This is a genomic window from Polyangium jinanense (assembly GCF_028435265.1).
Lineage (GTDB): Bacteria > Myxococcota_A > Polyangia > Polyangiales > Polyangiaceae > Polyangium > Polyangium jinanense.
In genome coordinates, this window is the sequence record NZ_JAGTJK010000042.1 from 81,252 (window position 1) to 96,838 (window position 15,587).

Below are 15,587 nucleotides of genomic sequence, written 5' to 3' on the forward strand. Positions count from 1 at the left end.
CCCATGCGTTTTCTCGTCCTGGACGACAATCCGGACGACCGCCTCGTGGCGATCCGGCTCCTCTCGCACGAGTTTCCCGACGCCCAAGCGGACGAGGTCTTCGACAAGGCCGGCTTCGAACAGGCGCTCGCGCGGGACGGGTACGACGCCGTCGTGACCGATTACATGATGCGGTGGACAGACGGCATTCAGGTGTTGCAGCTCATCAAGCGCCACTGGCCCGATTGCCCGGTCGTCCTGTTCACCGGCAGCGGAAACGAAGAAGTGGCGGTCGAGGCCATGAAGTCCGGCGCCGACGATTACGTGGTGAAGAGCCCCCAGCGCATGGCCCGGCTGCCGCTCGCCGTCCGACACGCCATCGATCGGGCCACGGCCAAGCGGCGGCTGACGCAGGTCGAGACCCACCTCCAGCGACTCACGGACGCGCTCGACGTCGGCGTGTTTCGCGCCACCGCCGAGGGCGAGCTCCTCTTCTGCAACCCCGCGTTTTTGCGGATCATCGGCCAAAGCACGCTCGCGGAGGCGCGGGCGGGGAGCATCAAAGCGCTCCTTTCGCCGCCCGGACAAGCGGACAAGGTCCGCGATACCGAGAGCGGGCAGACCATGGCGAAGCGCGAAATGGAGGTGCGTCGGCCGGACGGGTCGCGGGTCTGGGCGCGGGTGAGCGAGCGCGTGGGCGAGGAGGACAGGCGGACAGTGGTGGACGGGCTCGTGGAGGACATCAGCGAGCGCAAGGCGCTGGAAGAGGGCCTCCGGGCGCGGACCGAGGAGCTCCAGGAAGCGGACCGGCGCAAGGACGAATTCCTCGCCATGCTCGCCCACGAGCTCCGCAATCCGCTGGCGCCGATCCTCAATGCGGCGACCATCGTGCGATACAAGACGGCCCCGCTCTCGGATGCCACGGTGCAAGAGGCATGCGTGATCATCGAGCGTCAGGTCATGACGTTGTCGCGGCTCGTCGACGACCTGCTCGACGTGTCCCGGGTGAGCCAGGGGAAGATCACGCTGCACCCCGAGATCATCGACCTCGGCAGGGCCGTGACGCAGGCCGTGGAAATGGTGCGTCCGCTCGTGGAATCGCGAAGGCAGGCGCTCGTGGTGCAATTGCCGCCCGCGCCGGTGCAGGTGCGCGCGGACCTCACCCGGCTGACGCAGGTCTTCGCGAACCTGCTCAACAACGCGGCCAAATTCACCCCGCAGGGAGGGCAACTCGGTATCACGGCCACGCGCGAAGGGGCCGAGGTGGTCGTGCGGATCACGGACACCGGCATGGGGATCGACGCGGCGCTCCTCCCGCGCATTTTCGACCTGTTCACGCAGGGCGACGTGTCCCTCGACCGGGCGCAAGGGGGGCTCGGGGTGGGGCTCACGCTCGTCAAGCGGCTCGTCGAAATGCACGGCGGCGCGGTGATGGCGGAGAGCGCGGGCCCGGGCAGAGGCAGCGCATTCACGGTCCGGCTGCCGGCGTCGAATGGGGAGGCTGCGGGCCACGATTCCGAATCGCGTGCGGTCGTCGAGGGGGCCAAGGGCCTGCGGGTGCTGGTGGTGGACGACAACCAGGATTCGGCGGAGACGGTTTCCCTGCTCCTGGAAATGCTGGGGCACGAGGTGGAGCGGGCTTATGATGGCCCCTCGGCGCTCGCTATGGCGCGGGGCTTCCGGCCGACCGTGGTCTTTCTGGATCTCGGCCTCCCGGGCATGGATGGATACGAGGTCGCGCGGCAGCTCCGCCGGGAATCCTGGGGAAAAGAGATCCGGCTCGTCGCGCTATCGGGGTATGGGCGGGACGAAGACCGGGAGCGATCACGCGCGGCCGGGTGTGATCTTCACCTGACGAAGCCGCCGAATTTCGAGGTCGTGCGGCAGCTCCTGGACGAACTCGGCCATGCGCGCGTGGGGCGTCCGGCTTGATCACCAGGGCCCGAGCGGCCCGGTCCGATCCCGCACGAGCCACGGCCAGGAGCCGCGGATCAGGGTGACCACGCGATCGTCGACGATATGGCCGATGTGCCCGGCGGTGATCATCTTCGCCTCGACGCCCGCACGTTTCAAAATGGCGAGCGCGGGCGGCGTCGCCGTTTCGCAGGCCGCCGTGGAGCAAACGAAGAGGACACGCTTGCCGCCGCCGCGCGCGAATCGCACGGCGCGGTCGTCCGTCCATGAGCTTTGCCCGCCCTCGCCGAGGACGACGACGGGGAAACGCGCCGGGTCGTCGGCGACGATGGGCACGCCGAGGAAGGCGCCGCGGGAAAACCCGCCGTAAATCATTGGCCCCTCGGCCACGTAGGGCCCGAAGCGTTCGCGGAGCGCTTTCAGGCCCGCGTCGATTTCACGCTCGAGCTCCTCCGACGTCGCGAATCCGAACAGCGGCTCCGGCCCAGAGCGGAGCGGAATGCCGTGGGGGCAGAGGATGAACGGGTATCCCTTCGTCACGCCGAGAAACTCGCCACAAGCCCATTCCGGGCGATCGCGGGACCCGTGCACGCCGATCAAGATGGGCCGCGGCGACGTCGTCCCGATGGGCGCCGCGATCACGGCCTCACGAAAACCTTCAAGCGGAAGGCGCACGAGCCAATCGCCGCCGAGCGGCGGAAGCGCAGGGGCCGAGGGAGCGGGCGCGCTCGATGCTGGCGGGGCCGGTTGCGCCGTGGGCGCGGCAGTAGGCGTCGACGAGGCATGGGGCGCTCGATCGCACGACACGAGCAGGAGCGTGGACGCGCCGAGCATGGCGCCTACCGCGAGGACGCGCGACCGGGCGAGCATCGGGGGGAGCGTAGCGCGCCTTCGGGCTCCGTGCAGGCGGGGGTCGGGAAGGAGACGTGCGACTTCTGGGATACGCGGCTCGGCTTCACGCCCTGACCGGGCGTGGCCGCGGCGGCGGGAGGGTCACTCTGCGAGGAGCTCTTCGATCACCGCGGCCATCGCGTCCGGATCGTATTCGTGGCTCGCGTACCGGACGGTCCCGTCTTTGCCGACGATCACATCGACCGGGAAAGGATTGGGCCCGACGAAGTTCGTCGTCACGGCTGCGTACGTGCTCGCGGGCTCCTCGATGCCGAGCGGGAACGAGACCCGGATGTTCTCGCAATAGGCCTGCACGTCGCCGATCTTGTCACTCGTCTCCCGCGGATTCAGGGCGACGATTTCGAGCCCCTTGTCCCGGTACGACTGCCAGAATCGCTCCTCCACGTCCGGGAGGTGATTCGCGCAGACCGGGCAGAACGTGGCGAAGTAGCTGAGCAAGAGCACCTTCCCGGCCGAAGCCTCTGACGTCCACGTCGTGCCGTCGAGCATGGTCGCCGTCGTGGCAGGCAGCGGGCTGCCAATGGTCACGCCCGGCGCATTGCCGACGAGATAAGCCTTTCGCACCGGGGCCGCGGGGTCGTCCGACACGATGTGCAGATACCCGACCTCCTCCTCGGCGGACGACGCGACATACGTCACCTCGAGCGAGAGCGTCTCCCCCGGCTCGATCCGGGCCTGCTTCGGCTCGACGCCGAAAGCGTCTCCGCTGATCCAGTTGTCGACGAGCGTGAGCGGCGCGGTGCCCTGGTTCGTGACCGGGATCTGGATCGTTTTCGCGGCGCCGGACGCGACCTTGCCGAAATCGAGGCGGGCTGCCGTCTCGGGCAGGCGAATGTTGGGGGCGAGGCGGTCCGGCTCGAGGCGGTACGAATACGGGTTTTCCCAGGCGCCGATGAAGACGTCCTGCCCCCGCGCGGCCACGCCGAACGTGCGCATCGTCGGCAGCTCGCGATCGGCGTCCTCGTAATCGAAGGGCCGCGGAATGCGGACGGCGGCGACGAAGCGCGGGGCCTCGGGCGTGGTCACGTCATAGACGCGCACGTCGTTCCACGCGGCCACGAAGATACGGCCCTCGGAAAACGCGACGCGGAGGGCCGTGCCGGGCATCTCCGCTCGGCCCACCACCTTCGGGCTCGCGAGGTCCGAAATGTCGACCACGGCGACGCCCGCGGAGCCGGCGGCCACATACGCGTGATTGCCGTCGACGACGACGCCGCGGGCCTGTCCGCCGATGGCGACACGGCCGAGCTCCACGGGCTTCGCCGGATCCGTGGCGTCGACCGTGGAGAACCCGCCGATGCCGTCGGCGACGAACACGTGATTGCCGCGCGCGGCGATGCCCCACGCATTCGTGAAGCCGCCGAGGCTCCCGACGCGCGTGAAGCCATTGGCCGCGTCGTAATCGTACACGCCGAGGCCATTCTCGTGCAGGCCGACGAAGATGTGGTGATTCGCGACGTCGACGCCCTCGTAGCTGACGCCGGGCTCCTGGAGGACCGGAAGCTGCACGGGCACCTCGGGATCGGTGATGTCCCAGCCGCTGAGGAAAGCCGGATTCCGGATGTTGCCGAGGTGGGTGGTGAAAACGAGGTTCTCGTCCCAGGCGAGGTGCTTGCAACCGGGCGTGCGTGTATCGCCGGGAATCGTGTGCTTGAGACCCTCGCCCGTCAGGGCCTCCATGTCGTTCGCGTGCTCGGCGTCGATCACGTTGAACGTGTAGCTGCAATTGAGGAGCAGGTTGTCCTCGCGGATACGCACCTCGTCGGTATGGCTACCGACCTCGGCCAGGTTCTGGAGCTGGACGAGCGGGCTCAAGTAATGCCCGGGTTCGAGCGCGGTCGGCACGCACTCTCGTCCGACCGCCTGCGTGCCCTCGCCGCATGTCAGGCCCGGGGTCTGGGACGGCGGCGGGGCGTCGGAGCAGCCGGCGAGGAGCAGAAGCGAAGAGGCGCCGAGGAGCGCGGCGTGGGTGCGGGAGATCGTTCGTATCAAGGAAGGAGTCGTCATATCGTGCCTTTCTGTGCCAGATCAGTCTCTTGATATCACGAGCCAAGTCAACTCGGTGATGCCCATCTGCGGCGCCGTCGCAACGCTCGTGCCATCGGCCTCGCCCGGGACCGGCTCCGAGAAGGCGCCGTCGATCTCGCTGATCGTTCGAAACTGAACTTTCGTCCCGGCGGGTAGATCCGACGGGGCTCGAATGGCAATGGGGGAAGAGCTCACGGCGGCGAAGGGGTGCAAGGCATACACGGCGACGAGCTCCTCGCCCTCGGGCACGACCCACGGGCAAGCTTGGGACGGCGGAATGCGCCGGGCGGCGATGTCGATGAGCGTATCGCCGAGGTAGGGCGTGAGATCGGCGACACGCAGGGTCAGCACGATGCCGTCGCCGGCCGTGAGGGTTTGCGGATCTTGCGCAGCGGGTCCGATGAGCGCCCCCTCCGGGAGGCTCGGGACGTGGAGGGAGCCCACGTCGATCAGCGACGAATCGACGATTCGCACGGGGCAAAGCGCGGCGGACTTGCGGGGCGTGGCCGTCGGGTCCGGCAGGGTCTTCAATGCGACCTCGGCCGTGGGCTCGATTGGGAAAAAGAATCTGCCGTCCGGCTCGGCATCGCCGAAGAGGCAAAGGGTCGCCATGCAGGCGAGGACTTTGCCGCCGCCGATGGGCTGATCCGCGTGGTCTTTCAGGATTCCCATGATGCCTGGTCCCACGGGTGCGGAGCCATCGGCGCCGGCGTCTTTTTCGGTATTGTTGCCGGGCGGCGGGTTTCCGCAGCCGGCGGCGAGGAGGGCAAGGAAAGCAAAAGAGACAATGTGGACCATGGTTTCACCGAAGCACCGCGGGGTCATCATCTCGCGGCCTTGGGAGGGTCGCATGCGCGACATGGACGTGCAAATCGGGTTCCGGCGCCTCGGGCCTTGGGGGACGATATGTTATGGCTTCTCCGGCCGGAGCCCGATGGGCAAGGACCCGTCGGGGGCAGCCGCGCGGGCCGCTTCGACGCGGCGCAGGCACGCCTCCTGGTGCGCGCGGGCCGTGGCTTCGGACACGCGCAAGAGCTCTCTCCTGCGCTCGATGGGCATGCAGTAGGTCGTCGCGGTCCACAGCTTCGGGTCATCGATGCCGCGGAGGGGCTCGAGGTCGGTCCAGATGCGCGCGGTCTTGTCGTCGGACGCGGTGACAATACGCTTGCCGTCGGGGCTCCACGCCGCGGAGCTGACTGCGAAATCGGAGCTGCGTAGGACCAGGGGCTCACCCGTGCCATCCGCGTTCCACACGCGCACGGTCTTATCATTCGACGCAGTGACAATGCGCTTGCCGTCTGGGCTCCATGCCGCGCACAAGACTCCATCCTCATGACCACGAAGCACGAGCGGCTCGCCCGTGCCATCGGCGTTCCATACCCGCACGGTCTTGTCCCACGACGCGGTGACGATGCGCTTGCCGTCCGGGCTCCACGCCGCGGATAAGACCTGAGCCTCATGACCACGAAGCACGAGCGGCTCGCCCATGCCAGTGGCATTCCACACCCGCGTCGTCCTATCCGATGACGCGGTGACGATGCGATTGCCGTCCGGGCTCCACGCGGCCGAATAGATGACATCGTCATGATCACGAAGGACCAACGGCTCGCCCGTGCCGTCGGTATTCCACACCCGCGCGGTCTTGTCGTACGACGTGGTCACAATGCGCTTGCCGTCCGGGCTCCACGCCGCGCACACGACCATGTCCTCGTGGCCACGAAGCACGAGGGGCGCGCTCGTACCATCCGCACTCCATACCCGCGCGGTCATGTCTCCGGATGCAGTGACGATGCGCTTGCCGTCGGAGCTCCATGCTCCCGAAAAGACGCGATCCTCATGACCACGAAAGACCAGGAGCTCACTCATGTCATGAGCATTCCAGACCCGTGCGGTTTTATCCAAGGACGCGGTGACAATGCGCTGACCGTCAGGGCTCCACGCCGCGGAAAAAACCCCATCCTCGTGACCATGAAGCGAAAACGTCCCACCCGTATCCTCGGCGTCCCATACGCGCGCGGTCTTGTCCCACGACGCGGTGACGATGTGCTTGCCGTCGGGGCTCCACGCCGCCGAAAGGACCATCAACCCGTGACCACGAAGGACCATGGGCTCACCCGTGCCATCAACATTCCACACACGCGCAGTTTTATCCCATGACGCGGTGAGAATGCGCTTGCCGTCGGGGCTCCACGCCGCTGAATAAACTCGATCTTCGTGACCACGAAGCACGAGGGGCTCGCCCGTGCCATCGGCATTCCATACCCGCGCGGTCTTGTCCTGTGACGCGGTGACGATGCGCTTGCCATCGGGGCTCCACGCCGCCGAATGGACCCAGGACGCATGACCATGAAGCACCACGGGCTCACCCCCGCCATTGGCATTCCACACGCGCGCGGTATTGTCCAGGGATGCGGTGACGACACGCTTGCCATCGGGGCTCCACGCCGCTGAATGGATCCCCTTCTTGTGATCACGGAACACCCAAAGCTCCCTCATGTCATCGGCGCTCCACACGCGCGCCGTCCCGTCCATGGACGCGGTGACGATGCGTTTGCCGTCGGGGCTCCACGCCGCCGAATAGATCCGGCGCTCGTGACCACGAAGCACGAGAGGCTCGCCTGTCCCATCTGCATTCCACACACGCGCAGTTTTGTCCCAGGACGCGCTGACAATGCGCCTGCCGTCGGGACTCCACGCCACCGATTGGACCGTATCCTCGTGACCACGAAGCACGAGAGGCTCGCCGGTGCCGTCGGCATTCCACACCCGCACCGTCTTGTCCAAAGACGCGGTAACGATGCGCTTGCCGTCGGGGCTATAGCTCGCACACGTGACCCAATCCGGATGGGTCAGCACCGCGCGAGCGACCCCGCTGTGCAAGGCCGAGCGCGCGAGCATGGACCACCCTCGCGGCACGCCTGGCGGCTCGATTTCGCGCAAAATCGTGAGCACGGTCGTAGGGTCGGCTTGCAGCTCACGAGCCGTGGCCATGCGGGTGGCGTTGCGCGCATCTCGGGCTTCGGCTTGCGCACGAGCCGCTTCCTGGTCGGCGCGGACCGCCAGATACGACACCATGAGCGCGACCGCGCTGAGCGTGGTGATGACGCCTATGGCGATCCGCAGGCGCAGCCGCCGTGCGCGCTCGGCGAAGGCCACGACAGCCAAGAGAAAGCGAACTTCGCGCTTACCGAGCCCATCATTCCAATTGTTGCCCCCTTCGGCACGACGGCGCTCGCGCCATTGCCGGGCGTCCTCGGCTGCGCGATCCCGCCAGAGCAGGCCTTCAGCTTGGCCACTCGCCTCCCATTGCTGTGCAGCGGTGCGTAATCGGGCCAAAAATTCCGCGTCGTGCTCGCTCTCGGCGAGCCATTGCCCGAGCTTCGCCCATCGGTCGATCAAGGATTCGTGGACCAGCTCTACAGTGGTTCCCTGGCGCTCGCCCCCTGTCTCGATGAGCAAGAGCCGCGCGCCGGCCAGGTGCTGAACCACGCGCGCGATTGCTTCGCGGGCGCTCCCCTCGCCGTCCTGGGCAAGCTCGCAGAGCTCGTCCAGGCTCACCACGGCGCGCGTGCGCTCGGGCGTCACCAGGCGGAGCAAGACAGCGCGCGCAAGCCGCTGCTCGTGCAATGACATGGCCGCGAGCACGGCATCCGCGTGGGCGGACAAGGCGCCGGCGACGCCGCCGATCTTTTCGTATCCCTCCTGCGTCAAGACCCGGCGCTCGCGATCCCGCGCCTCCCAGAGCTTCGCGGCCGTGAATTGCAAGAGCGGCAAGGGGCTCCGCGTGCTCTCCAGCGTGTGGAGCACATGCTCGACCATTTCCTCGGTCTGGAATCGATGACCGGAGGCCTCGATGGGCCGGGTCAACGCTTCGCGCAACCCCTCGCGCTCCATGGGTGGCAAAAACCAGAGCCCGCGGGTCACGTCGACCATGAAATGGCGCTCGTCGGCCATGCGATCGAGGAAATCCGAGCGAATGGCGAGCAGGACGCGCAGAGGTGACGAGGCGTCGTCGGCCGCGCCCGAAAGACAGGCGACGAACACGGCCCGCACCTCGGGGTCGACGCCGAGCGTATAGAGCTCCTCGAATTGATCGACGAAAAGCAGGATCCGGTGCCTGGGTCCCCCACGCCGACAGCGCGCGCGCAACCGAGCGCCCAGATACCCCGGCTGCGCGCGCAAGGTGGCGACGAGCCCGTCGTGATCGATGTTCTCGGCCGAGCCCGCCGTCTCGGCCACCTGCACGAGCACATCCACGAGCGAGGACAATGGCTCGCGACCCGGGCGCACGATGAATGCTTCCCAGCCGTCGCCCGAGCGCTTCAATGCAGGGATCACGCCCGCCCGCACGAAGGACGATTTGCCCGCCCCGGAGGGGCCGGCCACGCCGAGCAACGGCTGGTTGCGCAGCCACCTCGTCACGGCGGCGATCTCGCGATCGCGGCCGAAAAAACGCGCCGCATCCGCCTCCTGAAACGCGGCGAGGCCAGCGAACGGGCTCTCGTCCTCGCCCAGCGAGAGCCCCTTCCGGCCCGGCAAGAGCGCTTCGAGCTCGGCGAGGAGCTCTTTGGCCGAGCCGATGCGCTCGGCCCTGCGCTTCTTCAGGCAGCGGTCGACAATGGTGCCGAGTGGACCCACGTCCGGGCGCTTCTCGGCCATGCTGGGCATGGGGACATCGAGGTCCACGACCTCCGAGAGCCGCGCAAACGAGAATGGATCGAGCGGGTGCGCCCCCGTGAGCAGCTCGTAGAGGATGATACCCACGGCCCAGATGTCCGTGCGAGGATCGATGTCCCCGCCCAGCAATTGCTCGGGCGACATGTACGGGGGCGTCCCGAGGATCACCTTTTCTCGGGACTCTCGATCGCCCTCGGTGAGCGTGTGCGCGTCCGTGATCGTCGAGATGGCCTTGGCTTCGACCTGCTTCGCAATGCCGAAATCGAGCACCTTGATCGGCCCCGCGTCGTCGAGGAGGATGTTTTCCGGCTTGAGGTCCCGATGCACGATCCCGAACTGGTGCGCGCGGACCAGCGCGCGCACCACGGGGATCACGAGCTCGATGGCCTGGATCGGCGACATCGGTCCGGGGCCCTCGTGCTCGGCCATGAAGGCGCGCAGCGTGCGGCCTTCGATGTATTCGAGCACCATGTACGGATATCCGCAGAACTCGTCCACCTCGTGGATGACCACGATATTCTCGTGCTTGCAGCGAGCCGTGGCCCGCGCCTCGGCCAGAAAGCGCTCGGCCGTTTCTCCAGTGTATCTGTGGAGGAGCTTGATGGCGACCAGGCGGCCGAGCTTCGTATCGCGGGCCAGGAACACCGTCCCCATCCCGCCCCGACCGAGCTCGCGGATGAGCTCGTAATGCTTGATGGCGGCGCCGACGCCGACGGGTTTTGGGGGCGTGTGCCGCAGGATGGGTTTGGCGGGCGGCGCCACCAGCTGCAGCAAGGGAACCGTGCCACGAGCCGCGGGCGACCATTCCTGTGGTCGGTCGCGTTTCTTCATGCAGTCTCGACGCGGCGCGCGCCGCTCCCGGATCCGGACATGGAGCGTAAGGCCACGAGGGAGGGCGAACCAGGGATCGACCAGCGCTTTCCTCGGCTGTGCCGCGAAACCGTGCTCTCCCCCCGAGGTTTCCCCCGCGCCCGGTTGCACGAGAACGGACGCTCGGCTAGTTGGCCTCGGCATGCGCGTCTTTGCTGCCACGTTCGCCATGGCCCTCCTCACGACGCTTTCAGGTTGCGCCTCGGCGCCGCGTGGCGTCGCGGCGGATGTCGACCAGCTATTGGCGGAGATCGGCGAGAAGTACGGCTACTTCGGGGAGCAGTCGATCGACTGGGACGCCGTGCGCCGCCGGTATGCCGCGCGAGCGGACGGTGTCCACAGCAAAGCGGAACAGGTCGCCCTCTTCGAGGTCGTGCTCGACGAGCTGCACGACGCCCACGCGCATCTCGGCACCAATACGAAGCATTCGTTTCGCCTCGTGCCGAGCGGCGCGGATCTGTGGGCCGAGCTCGATGGCGCGCGCGCGATCGTCACGCAGGTCCGGCCGGGCAGCGCCGCGGCGCGGGCGGGCCTGCGGGCGGGCCAGGAGGTCCTTGCGATTGGCGGCGTCCCCGTCGCGCAGGCCATTGCGGAGCGGCTCGGGATGTCGAGCGCCGACCCCACGGCGCATGCCTGGGCGCTGCGTAGCCTCCTTTCGGGACGCCACGACGAAAAACGCCGGCTTCGTATCGTGACCGCCCAGGGTCCGCGCGATATCGACCTCGCCGCCCCCGAGGTCCCGTCCGGCAACGGACCGCTCGAGCATCGCCGGCTCGCGGGCGGCGTCGGTTATCTCCGGATTCACAATTCCCTCGGCGACGACGCGCTGGTCCCTGCGTTCGACGCCGCGCTCGCCGAGCTCGCCGATTGCCGCGCGCTCGTGCTGGACTTGCGCGACACCCCGAGCGGCGGCAACACGGCCATTGCCGAGGCGCTGCTCGGGCGCTTCGTGCGGGAGCCCCTGCCCTACCAGAAGCACGAATTGCCGGGCGTCGGCTGGCAGGGGCGGAGCCGGGTGTGGGTCCAGTATGTGCTGCCGCGTGGCCCTTTCACGTACGAAAAACCGCCCGCCGTGCTCGTCGATCACTGGACGGGGAGCATGGGCGAGGGAATGGCCATCGGGGTCGATGCCATGCGCCGGGGCGTGGTCGTCGGCACGCCCATGGCGGGGCTCAAGGGCGCCATCACGTCGTCCACCCTGAACCAAAGTGGGATTCGTTTTGCGATCCCGGTCGAGCGGCTCTTCCACATCGACGGCACCCCGCGGCATCGCTGGCTCCCGCCGGAGCGTGTCGATCTCGTCGGGCATGACGGGCCGGGCGAGGATGCGATCCTTTCGCGCGCGCTCGAGATTCTCGCGGCGCCGTCCCAGCGGGAGTCCGCGAGGGGGACGACTCGTTTCAGCGCCTCAGGGTGACATCGACCTGCCAGAGCGTGGCTCCCGCGACCCCGGGGTCGAACGGCCTCAGATAGAGCATTCGCAGCCACTCGCCCAGTTCGTGGCTCGCAGAGACCGCGGGAACGAAGTGGAATTCCTCGATGCCCGGGCAACCCACGGCGCCCCCCGGGCAACGACCCGGGACGTACCGGTGCTGGGTCAGCTTCATGATGGAGGTCGGCGAGAGGACCATGTGCCACGAGTAACCCGTGGAGGCGTTGGATTCCAGGCGCAAGATCACCTCGTCCCCCGACTGCACGGTCACCCTTTTGCCATTGTCTGCGTTAGACAAGACGATTTCGCGTGCCTGCGCGCTCGCCGGCATCATGCCGACCAGCGCAAGGATCGCCGAATACGAGTAGAGCTTCCTCATGGTCTCCTCCTCGGGGCCGTCGTCTTCGAGCGCGCATCGATCCGCGCCGCCACCCCTCCATGTCCATATGGGGCGGAGCGCAGCCACCGGGAGCGCTCTGCCAGACGAAATCACCCACCTCGACGAGCGTCGCCCCCCATGGTCCATCCTGATCAGCGCCCCCTGACGAGCGTCAACCCCCGCTGGCCATCGTGACCAGCGCCCCCTGACGCGCTTCAACCCCCGCTGGCCATCGTGACCAGCGCGCCCCCTGACGAGCGTCAACACCCTCTGATCATCGTGACCAGCGCCCCCTGACGAGCGTCAACCCCCTCCGACCATCGTGACCAGCGCCCCCTGACGCCGATCAACCGCCGCTGTCCATCGCGATCAGCGACCGCTGACGCCGATCAACCCCCGCTGACCACGCCGGCGTCGTCTTCCTGCTTCTCCGCGAATGAAATCTTCCGCCTGTCGTTCAACGGGCACCCGCTCGCGCAGGTTTTCCGAACACGCACATACCGGGCCTCCAGCCCAGGGAGAGCATCATGCGCAAGTACCGCCACAACGTCTCGTCGACCGTCCGTTTCGAGTATGGCGTCGAGCTCGCCGCCGGCCTCTCGCAATTCCCGGAGACCGCCGCCGCCGCGAACGATATCCGGACCGTCAACGACGCCCTCGGCGCCCAGCAAGACAAGCGCCGCGCCCTGCGTATCCCCGTCGTCGAGACCCGCGCCGCGCTCCGGTTCGCCGAATTCGGCGCCGAGCGCGTGATCCGCTCGTCCCTCCGCGCCGCGGAAATCGAGGACGGCGGCCGGCGTGGTCGTATCTGCGCGTGTCTCTTTCCGAAAGGCCTGCGCCCCGTCGTCATCCCCATGGGCAAACGCCAGGTCAAGCCCCTGAAGGAGCTCGTCGAGCGGCTGCAAAACGCAAAACTCGCGGGGATCGACGATTACCGCGCCGCCTGGTTGCCCAAGCTGAAGGCCGCCCTCTCGACCCTGGAAGCCGCCGTCGCCGCGCACCTCGAAGCGCTCACCGCGCACGACGAGGCCTTCAAGGTCGAACTCGCGCTCCGCGACGCCCACCACGACGCCGTCGACAAGGTGATCGGTATCGTCCGCGCCGCCTTCCCCCGGAATCGCGAGCTGCAGGACGTGATCTTCCCGGTCGTCGAGAAGAGTCGGAAGGGCGCGAGCGAGTCCGACGAGGAATTCGATCCCGAGCCGACGAGCGCCGCGCCCGCCCAGAGCTGATCCCGCCTACTTCTTCCCCACCCCCTCCCGCCCCCCATTCACCTCCCGCAAGAACCCAGCCAGCTCCGCATTGAACCGCTCGCGCGCCTCGTAAAACGGCGCGTGCCCCACGCCCTCGTACACCGACAGCCGCGCGCCACGAACGAGCGACGCCGTACGTGTCGCCATGGCAACCTTGGCGTGGCGATCCTCCGCTCCATGAATCACGAGCGCCGGGACCAACAGCGCGCGCAGCGATTCGTCCGCTCCGTCGAGCGGGATACGCCCGACCGCGCCCTGCACCTCGACGGGCACCATGGCGTTGTACATGAGCATCGTCTCGAACTCCGCGGGGGGCGGCGGGACGACGAAGCAATCCCGAAGGAATTGTCGCATGGCCCCGAGCCTCGTCGACAGGTCCTCCGACCAAAGCGGAGGCATCTCGCCGAGCAGCGCGCGATCGAAGCGCGTCACCGCGTCCACGAACACGATGCCGCCCAGCCCCGCGTCCCCATACGCCCGCAGGTAATCGAGGATCACCACACCCCCGAGCGACCATCCCACGACGACCGGCCGCCGGAGGCCCGCTCCCTCGATCACGGCCCGGAGCTCGTCCCCCCAGCGTCGGGCCTCCTCATAATACTTCGTCTCGATCGGTTTGTCCGATACGCCGTGGCCGCGCAGGTCGTACGTGACGAGCCGGAAATCCTTCGCGAGGCTGCTCTCGATCTGCGGAGCCCACGAGAGGTGGCTTTGCGAGAGACCGTGAATGAAGAGCACCTCGGGACCTTTCGGATTGCCCCATTCCTGCACCGCAATCGATAGCCCATCCGGCGTCTTCACGTGGACCTGCTTGGCAGGCGGCAAGCGCCCGTCCCCGGCGACGGCGTTCTCCGCCTTCGCGGCCACGACCGGGACGCTCGGCGCCGGAGGCCGCGCCTCGCCGCAGCCTGCCGCCATCGAGACCATCAAAAACGCGAGCGCCTCGGCCCACGGGCGCCGCATCTCCGTCGCATTCCTCATCGAGAGCATCTCCTCGCCGTGCGTCGAAGGCCTTGACGTAGGTCCACGGCCGCGCTGAATCCAACCGATACGGCGCATGACGATCATCGATCACACGCATCTGGCGAGGCTCGACCTCAACCTGCTCGTGGCCTTCGATGCTCTCCTGACGGAGCGCCACGTGACGCGGGCAGCGGCGCGCCTCGGGCTCAGCCAGTCGGCCATGAGCCACAACCTCGCGCGCCTGCGTGACCTCTTCGGCGACGAGCTCTTCGTGCGCACCGAGGGCGGCATGCAACCCACACCACGCGCGCAGGAGCTGTCGGCGCAGGTCCACAACGCGCTCGCCGGAATCCAGGCGACGCTGCAGGCGAGCGCACCCTTCGATCCCGCGCGCGACGAACGGCATTTCCGCATCGCCGTGTACGACGACATGGAGATCGCCCTCCTGCCGCCGCTGCTCGCGCACCTCGATGCGCTCGGCTCGAAGGTCCGGATCGAGATCCGCCCCTTCGTGCCGGCCGAGGTCCCCGACATGCTCGACGCCGCCGAGCTCGACCTCGCGATCGGCGTCTTCAGCGAGGGCCGCACGCACCACAAGCGCCGCGTGATCTGCACGGGCGATACGTACCTGTGCCTCTTCGATCCCCGCGGGCACGAGCCGTCCGCGCCCATGACGGCGGAGCGTTATGCGGACCTCCCGCACGTCCGCATCTCGTCACGCGCGGCGCTGGAGGACGGCATCGACGCCGCGCTGGCGAAGCAGCGGTTGAAGCGGCGCATCGCCCTGAGCACGCCGCACGCGGTGGGCGTCCCCTACTTGCTCCGCCGTCTCCACGCCGTGGCGACGCTGCGCCGGAGCGTGGCGCTCGCCGCGGCCGAGACGCTGGGGCTCTCGACGGCGGACGTCCCGATCACGCTCCCCAAGACCGCGATCTCAATGGTGTGGCATGCGTCGTACGACCACGATCCAGCGCACCAATGGCTGCACGAGGAGATCTTGCGAATCGCGCGCGAGCTCTGAGAGGGTGTTCCGCAGCGTTGCGCCGGGGTTTCACCCCGGACCCCGACCAGGGGTTGTCCACCCCTGGACCCGGACCAGGGCAAGCCCTGGACGCGGGGCGACAGCGCGCGATGCGCGCTGTCGACAGGGAAAACGTCACTACGAGGTACGGCAGCGCTG

Annotated in this window: 10 protein-coding genes; 4 read left to right on the forward strand and 6 right to left on the reverse strand. The window is 67.9% G+C overall.

What is annotated here, in order from left to right:
* Positions 1-3 precede the first annotated feature (3 nt).
* On the forward strand, positions 4-1,911 hold the full coding sequence (locus KEG38_RS41640) for a hybrid sensor histidine kinase/response regulator (protein WP_272426159.1): 1,908 nt from the start codon (positions 4-6) through the stop codon (positions 1,909-1,911).
* On the opposite strand, the gene KEG38_RS41645 is transcribed toward KEG38_RS41640, so the two are convergent.
* The 4 genes from KEG38_RS41645 to KEG38_RS41660 all read right to left on the reverse strand — a co-directional run bounded on the left by KEG38_RS41645 (position 1,912) and on the right by KEG38_RS41660 (position 10,551).
* Complete coding sequence (locus KEG38_RS41645) at positions 1,912-2,763, reverse strand: hypothetical protein (RefSeq protein ID WP_272426161.1); 852 nt, start codon at positions 2,761-2,763, stop codon at positions 1,912-1,914.
* A 123-nt stretch (positions 2,764-2,886) separates the two neighbouring features.
* Entirely contained in the window at positions 2,887-4,812 is a 1,926-nt protein-coding gene (locus KEG38_RS41650) for a redoxin domain-containing protein (RefSeq protein WP_272426163.1), read from the reverse strand.
* Between the two features lie 21 nt (positions 4,813-4,833).
* Positions 4,834-5,631: a hypothetical protein gene (locus KEG38_RS41655; RefSeq protein ID WP_272426165.1), complete on the reverse strand. Its 798-nt coding sequence runs from the start codon at positions 5,629-5,631 to the stop codon at positions 4,834-4,836.
* Between the two features lie 111 nt (positions 5,632-5,742).
* A complete protein-coding gene (locus KEG38_RS41660; protein WP_272426167.1) occupies positions 5,743-10,551 on the reverse strand; it encodes an nSTAND1 domain-containing NTPase in 4,809 nt (1,602 codons plus the stop codon).
* On the opposite strand from KEG38_RS41660, the gene KEG38_RS41665 reads away from it, so the two are divergent.
* Positions 10,523-11,797, forward strand: coding sequence for a S41 family peptidase (locus KEG38_RS41665; protein ID WP_272426169.1), 1,275 nt, complete (start codon positions 10,523-10,525; stop codon positions 11,795-11,797). The two genes, KEG38_RS41660 and KEG38_RS41665, sit on opposite strands and share 29 nt — an antisense overlap.
* Here the strand turns inward: KEG38_RS41665 and KEG38_RS41670 are convergent.
* Entirely contained in the window at positions 11,781-12,191 is a 411-nt protein-coding gene (locus KEG38_RS41670; RefSeq protein ID WP_272426171.1) for a protease inhibitor I42 family protein, read from the reverse strand. The two genes, KEG38_RS41665 and KEG38_RS41670, sit on opposite strands and share 17 nt — an antisense overlap.
* 527 nt (positions 12,192-12,718) lie before the next feature.
* Between KEG38_RS41670 and KEG38_RS41675 the strand changes: the two genes are divergently transcribed.
* Positions 12,719-13,423, forward strand: a complete 705-nt coding sequence (locus KEG38_RS41675) for a hypothetical protein (RefSeq protein ID WP_272426172.1) — start codon at positions 12,719-12,721, stop codon at positions 13,421-13,423.
* Between the two features lie 6 nt (positions 13,424-13,429).
* On the opposite strand, the gene KEG38_RS41680 is transcribed toward KEG38_RS41675, so the two are convergent.
* Complete coding sequence (locus KEG38_RS41680; RefSeq protein WP_272426174.1) at positions 13,430-14,425, reverse strand: alpha/beta fold hydrolase; 996 nt, start codon at positions 14,423-14,425, stop codon at positions 13,430-13,432.
* A gap of 76 nt (positions 14,426-14,501) precedes the next feature.
* Between KEG38_RS41680 and KEG38_RS41685 the strand changes: the two genes are divergently transcribed.
* On the forward strand, positions 14,502-15,428 hold the full coding sequence (locus KEG38_RS41685; RefSeq protein WP_272426175.1) for a LysR family transcriptional regulator: 927 nt from the start codon (positions 14,502-14,504) through the stop codon (positions 15,426-15,428).
* Positions 15,429-15,587 lie beyond the last annotated feature (159 nt).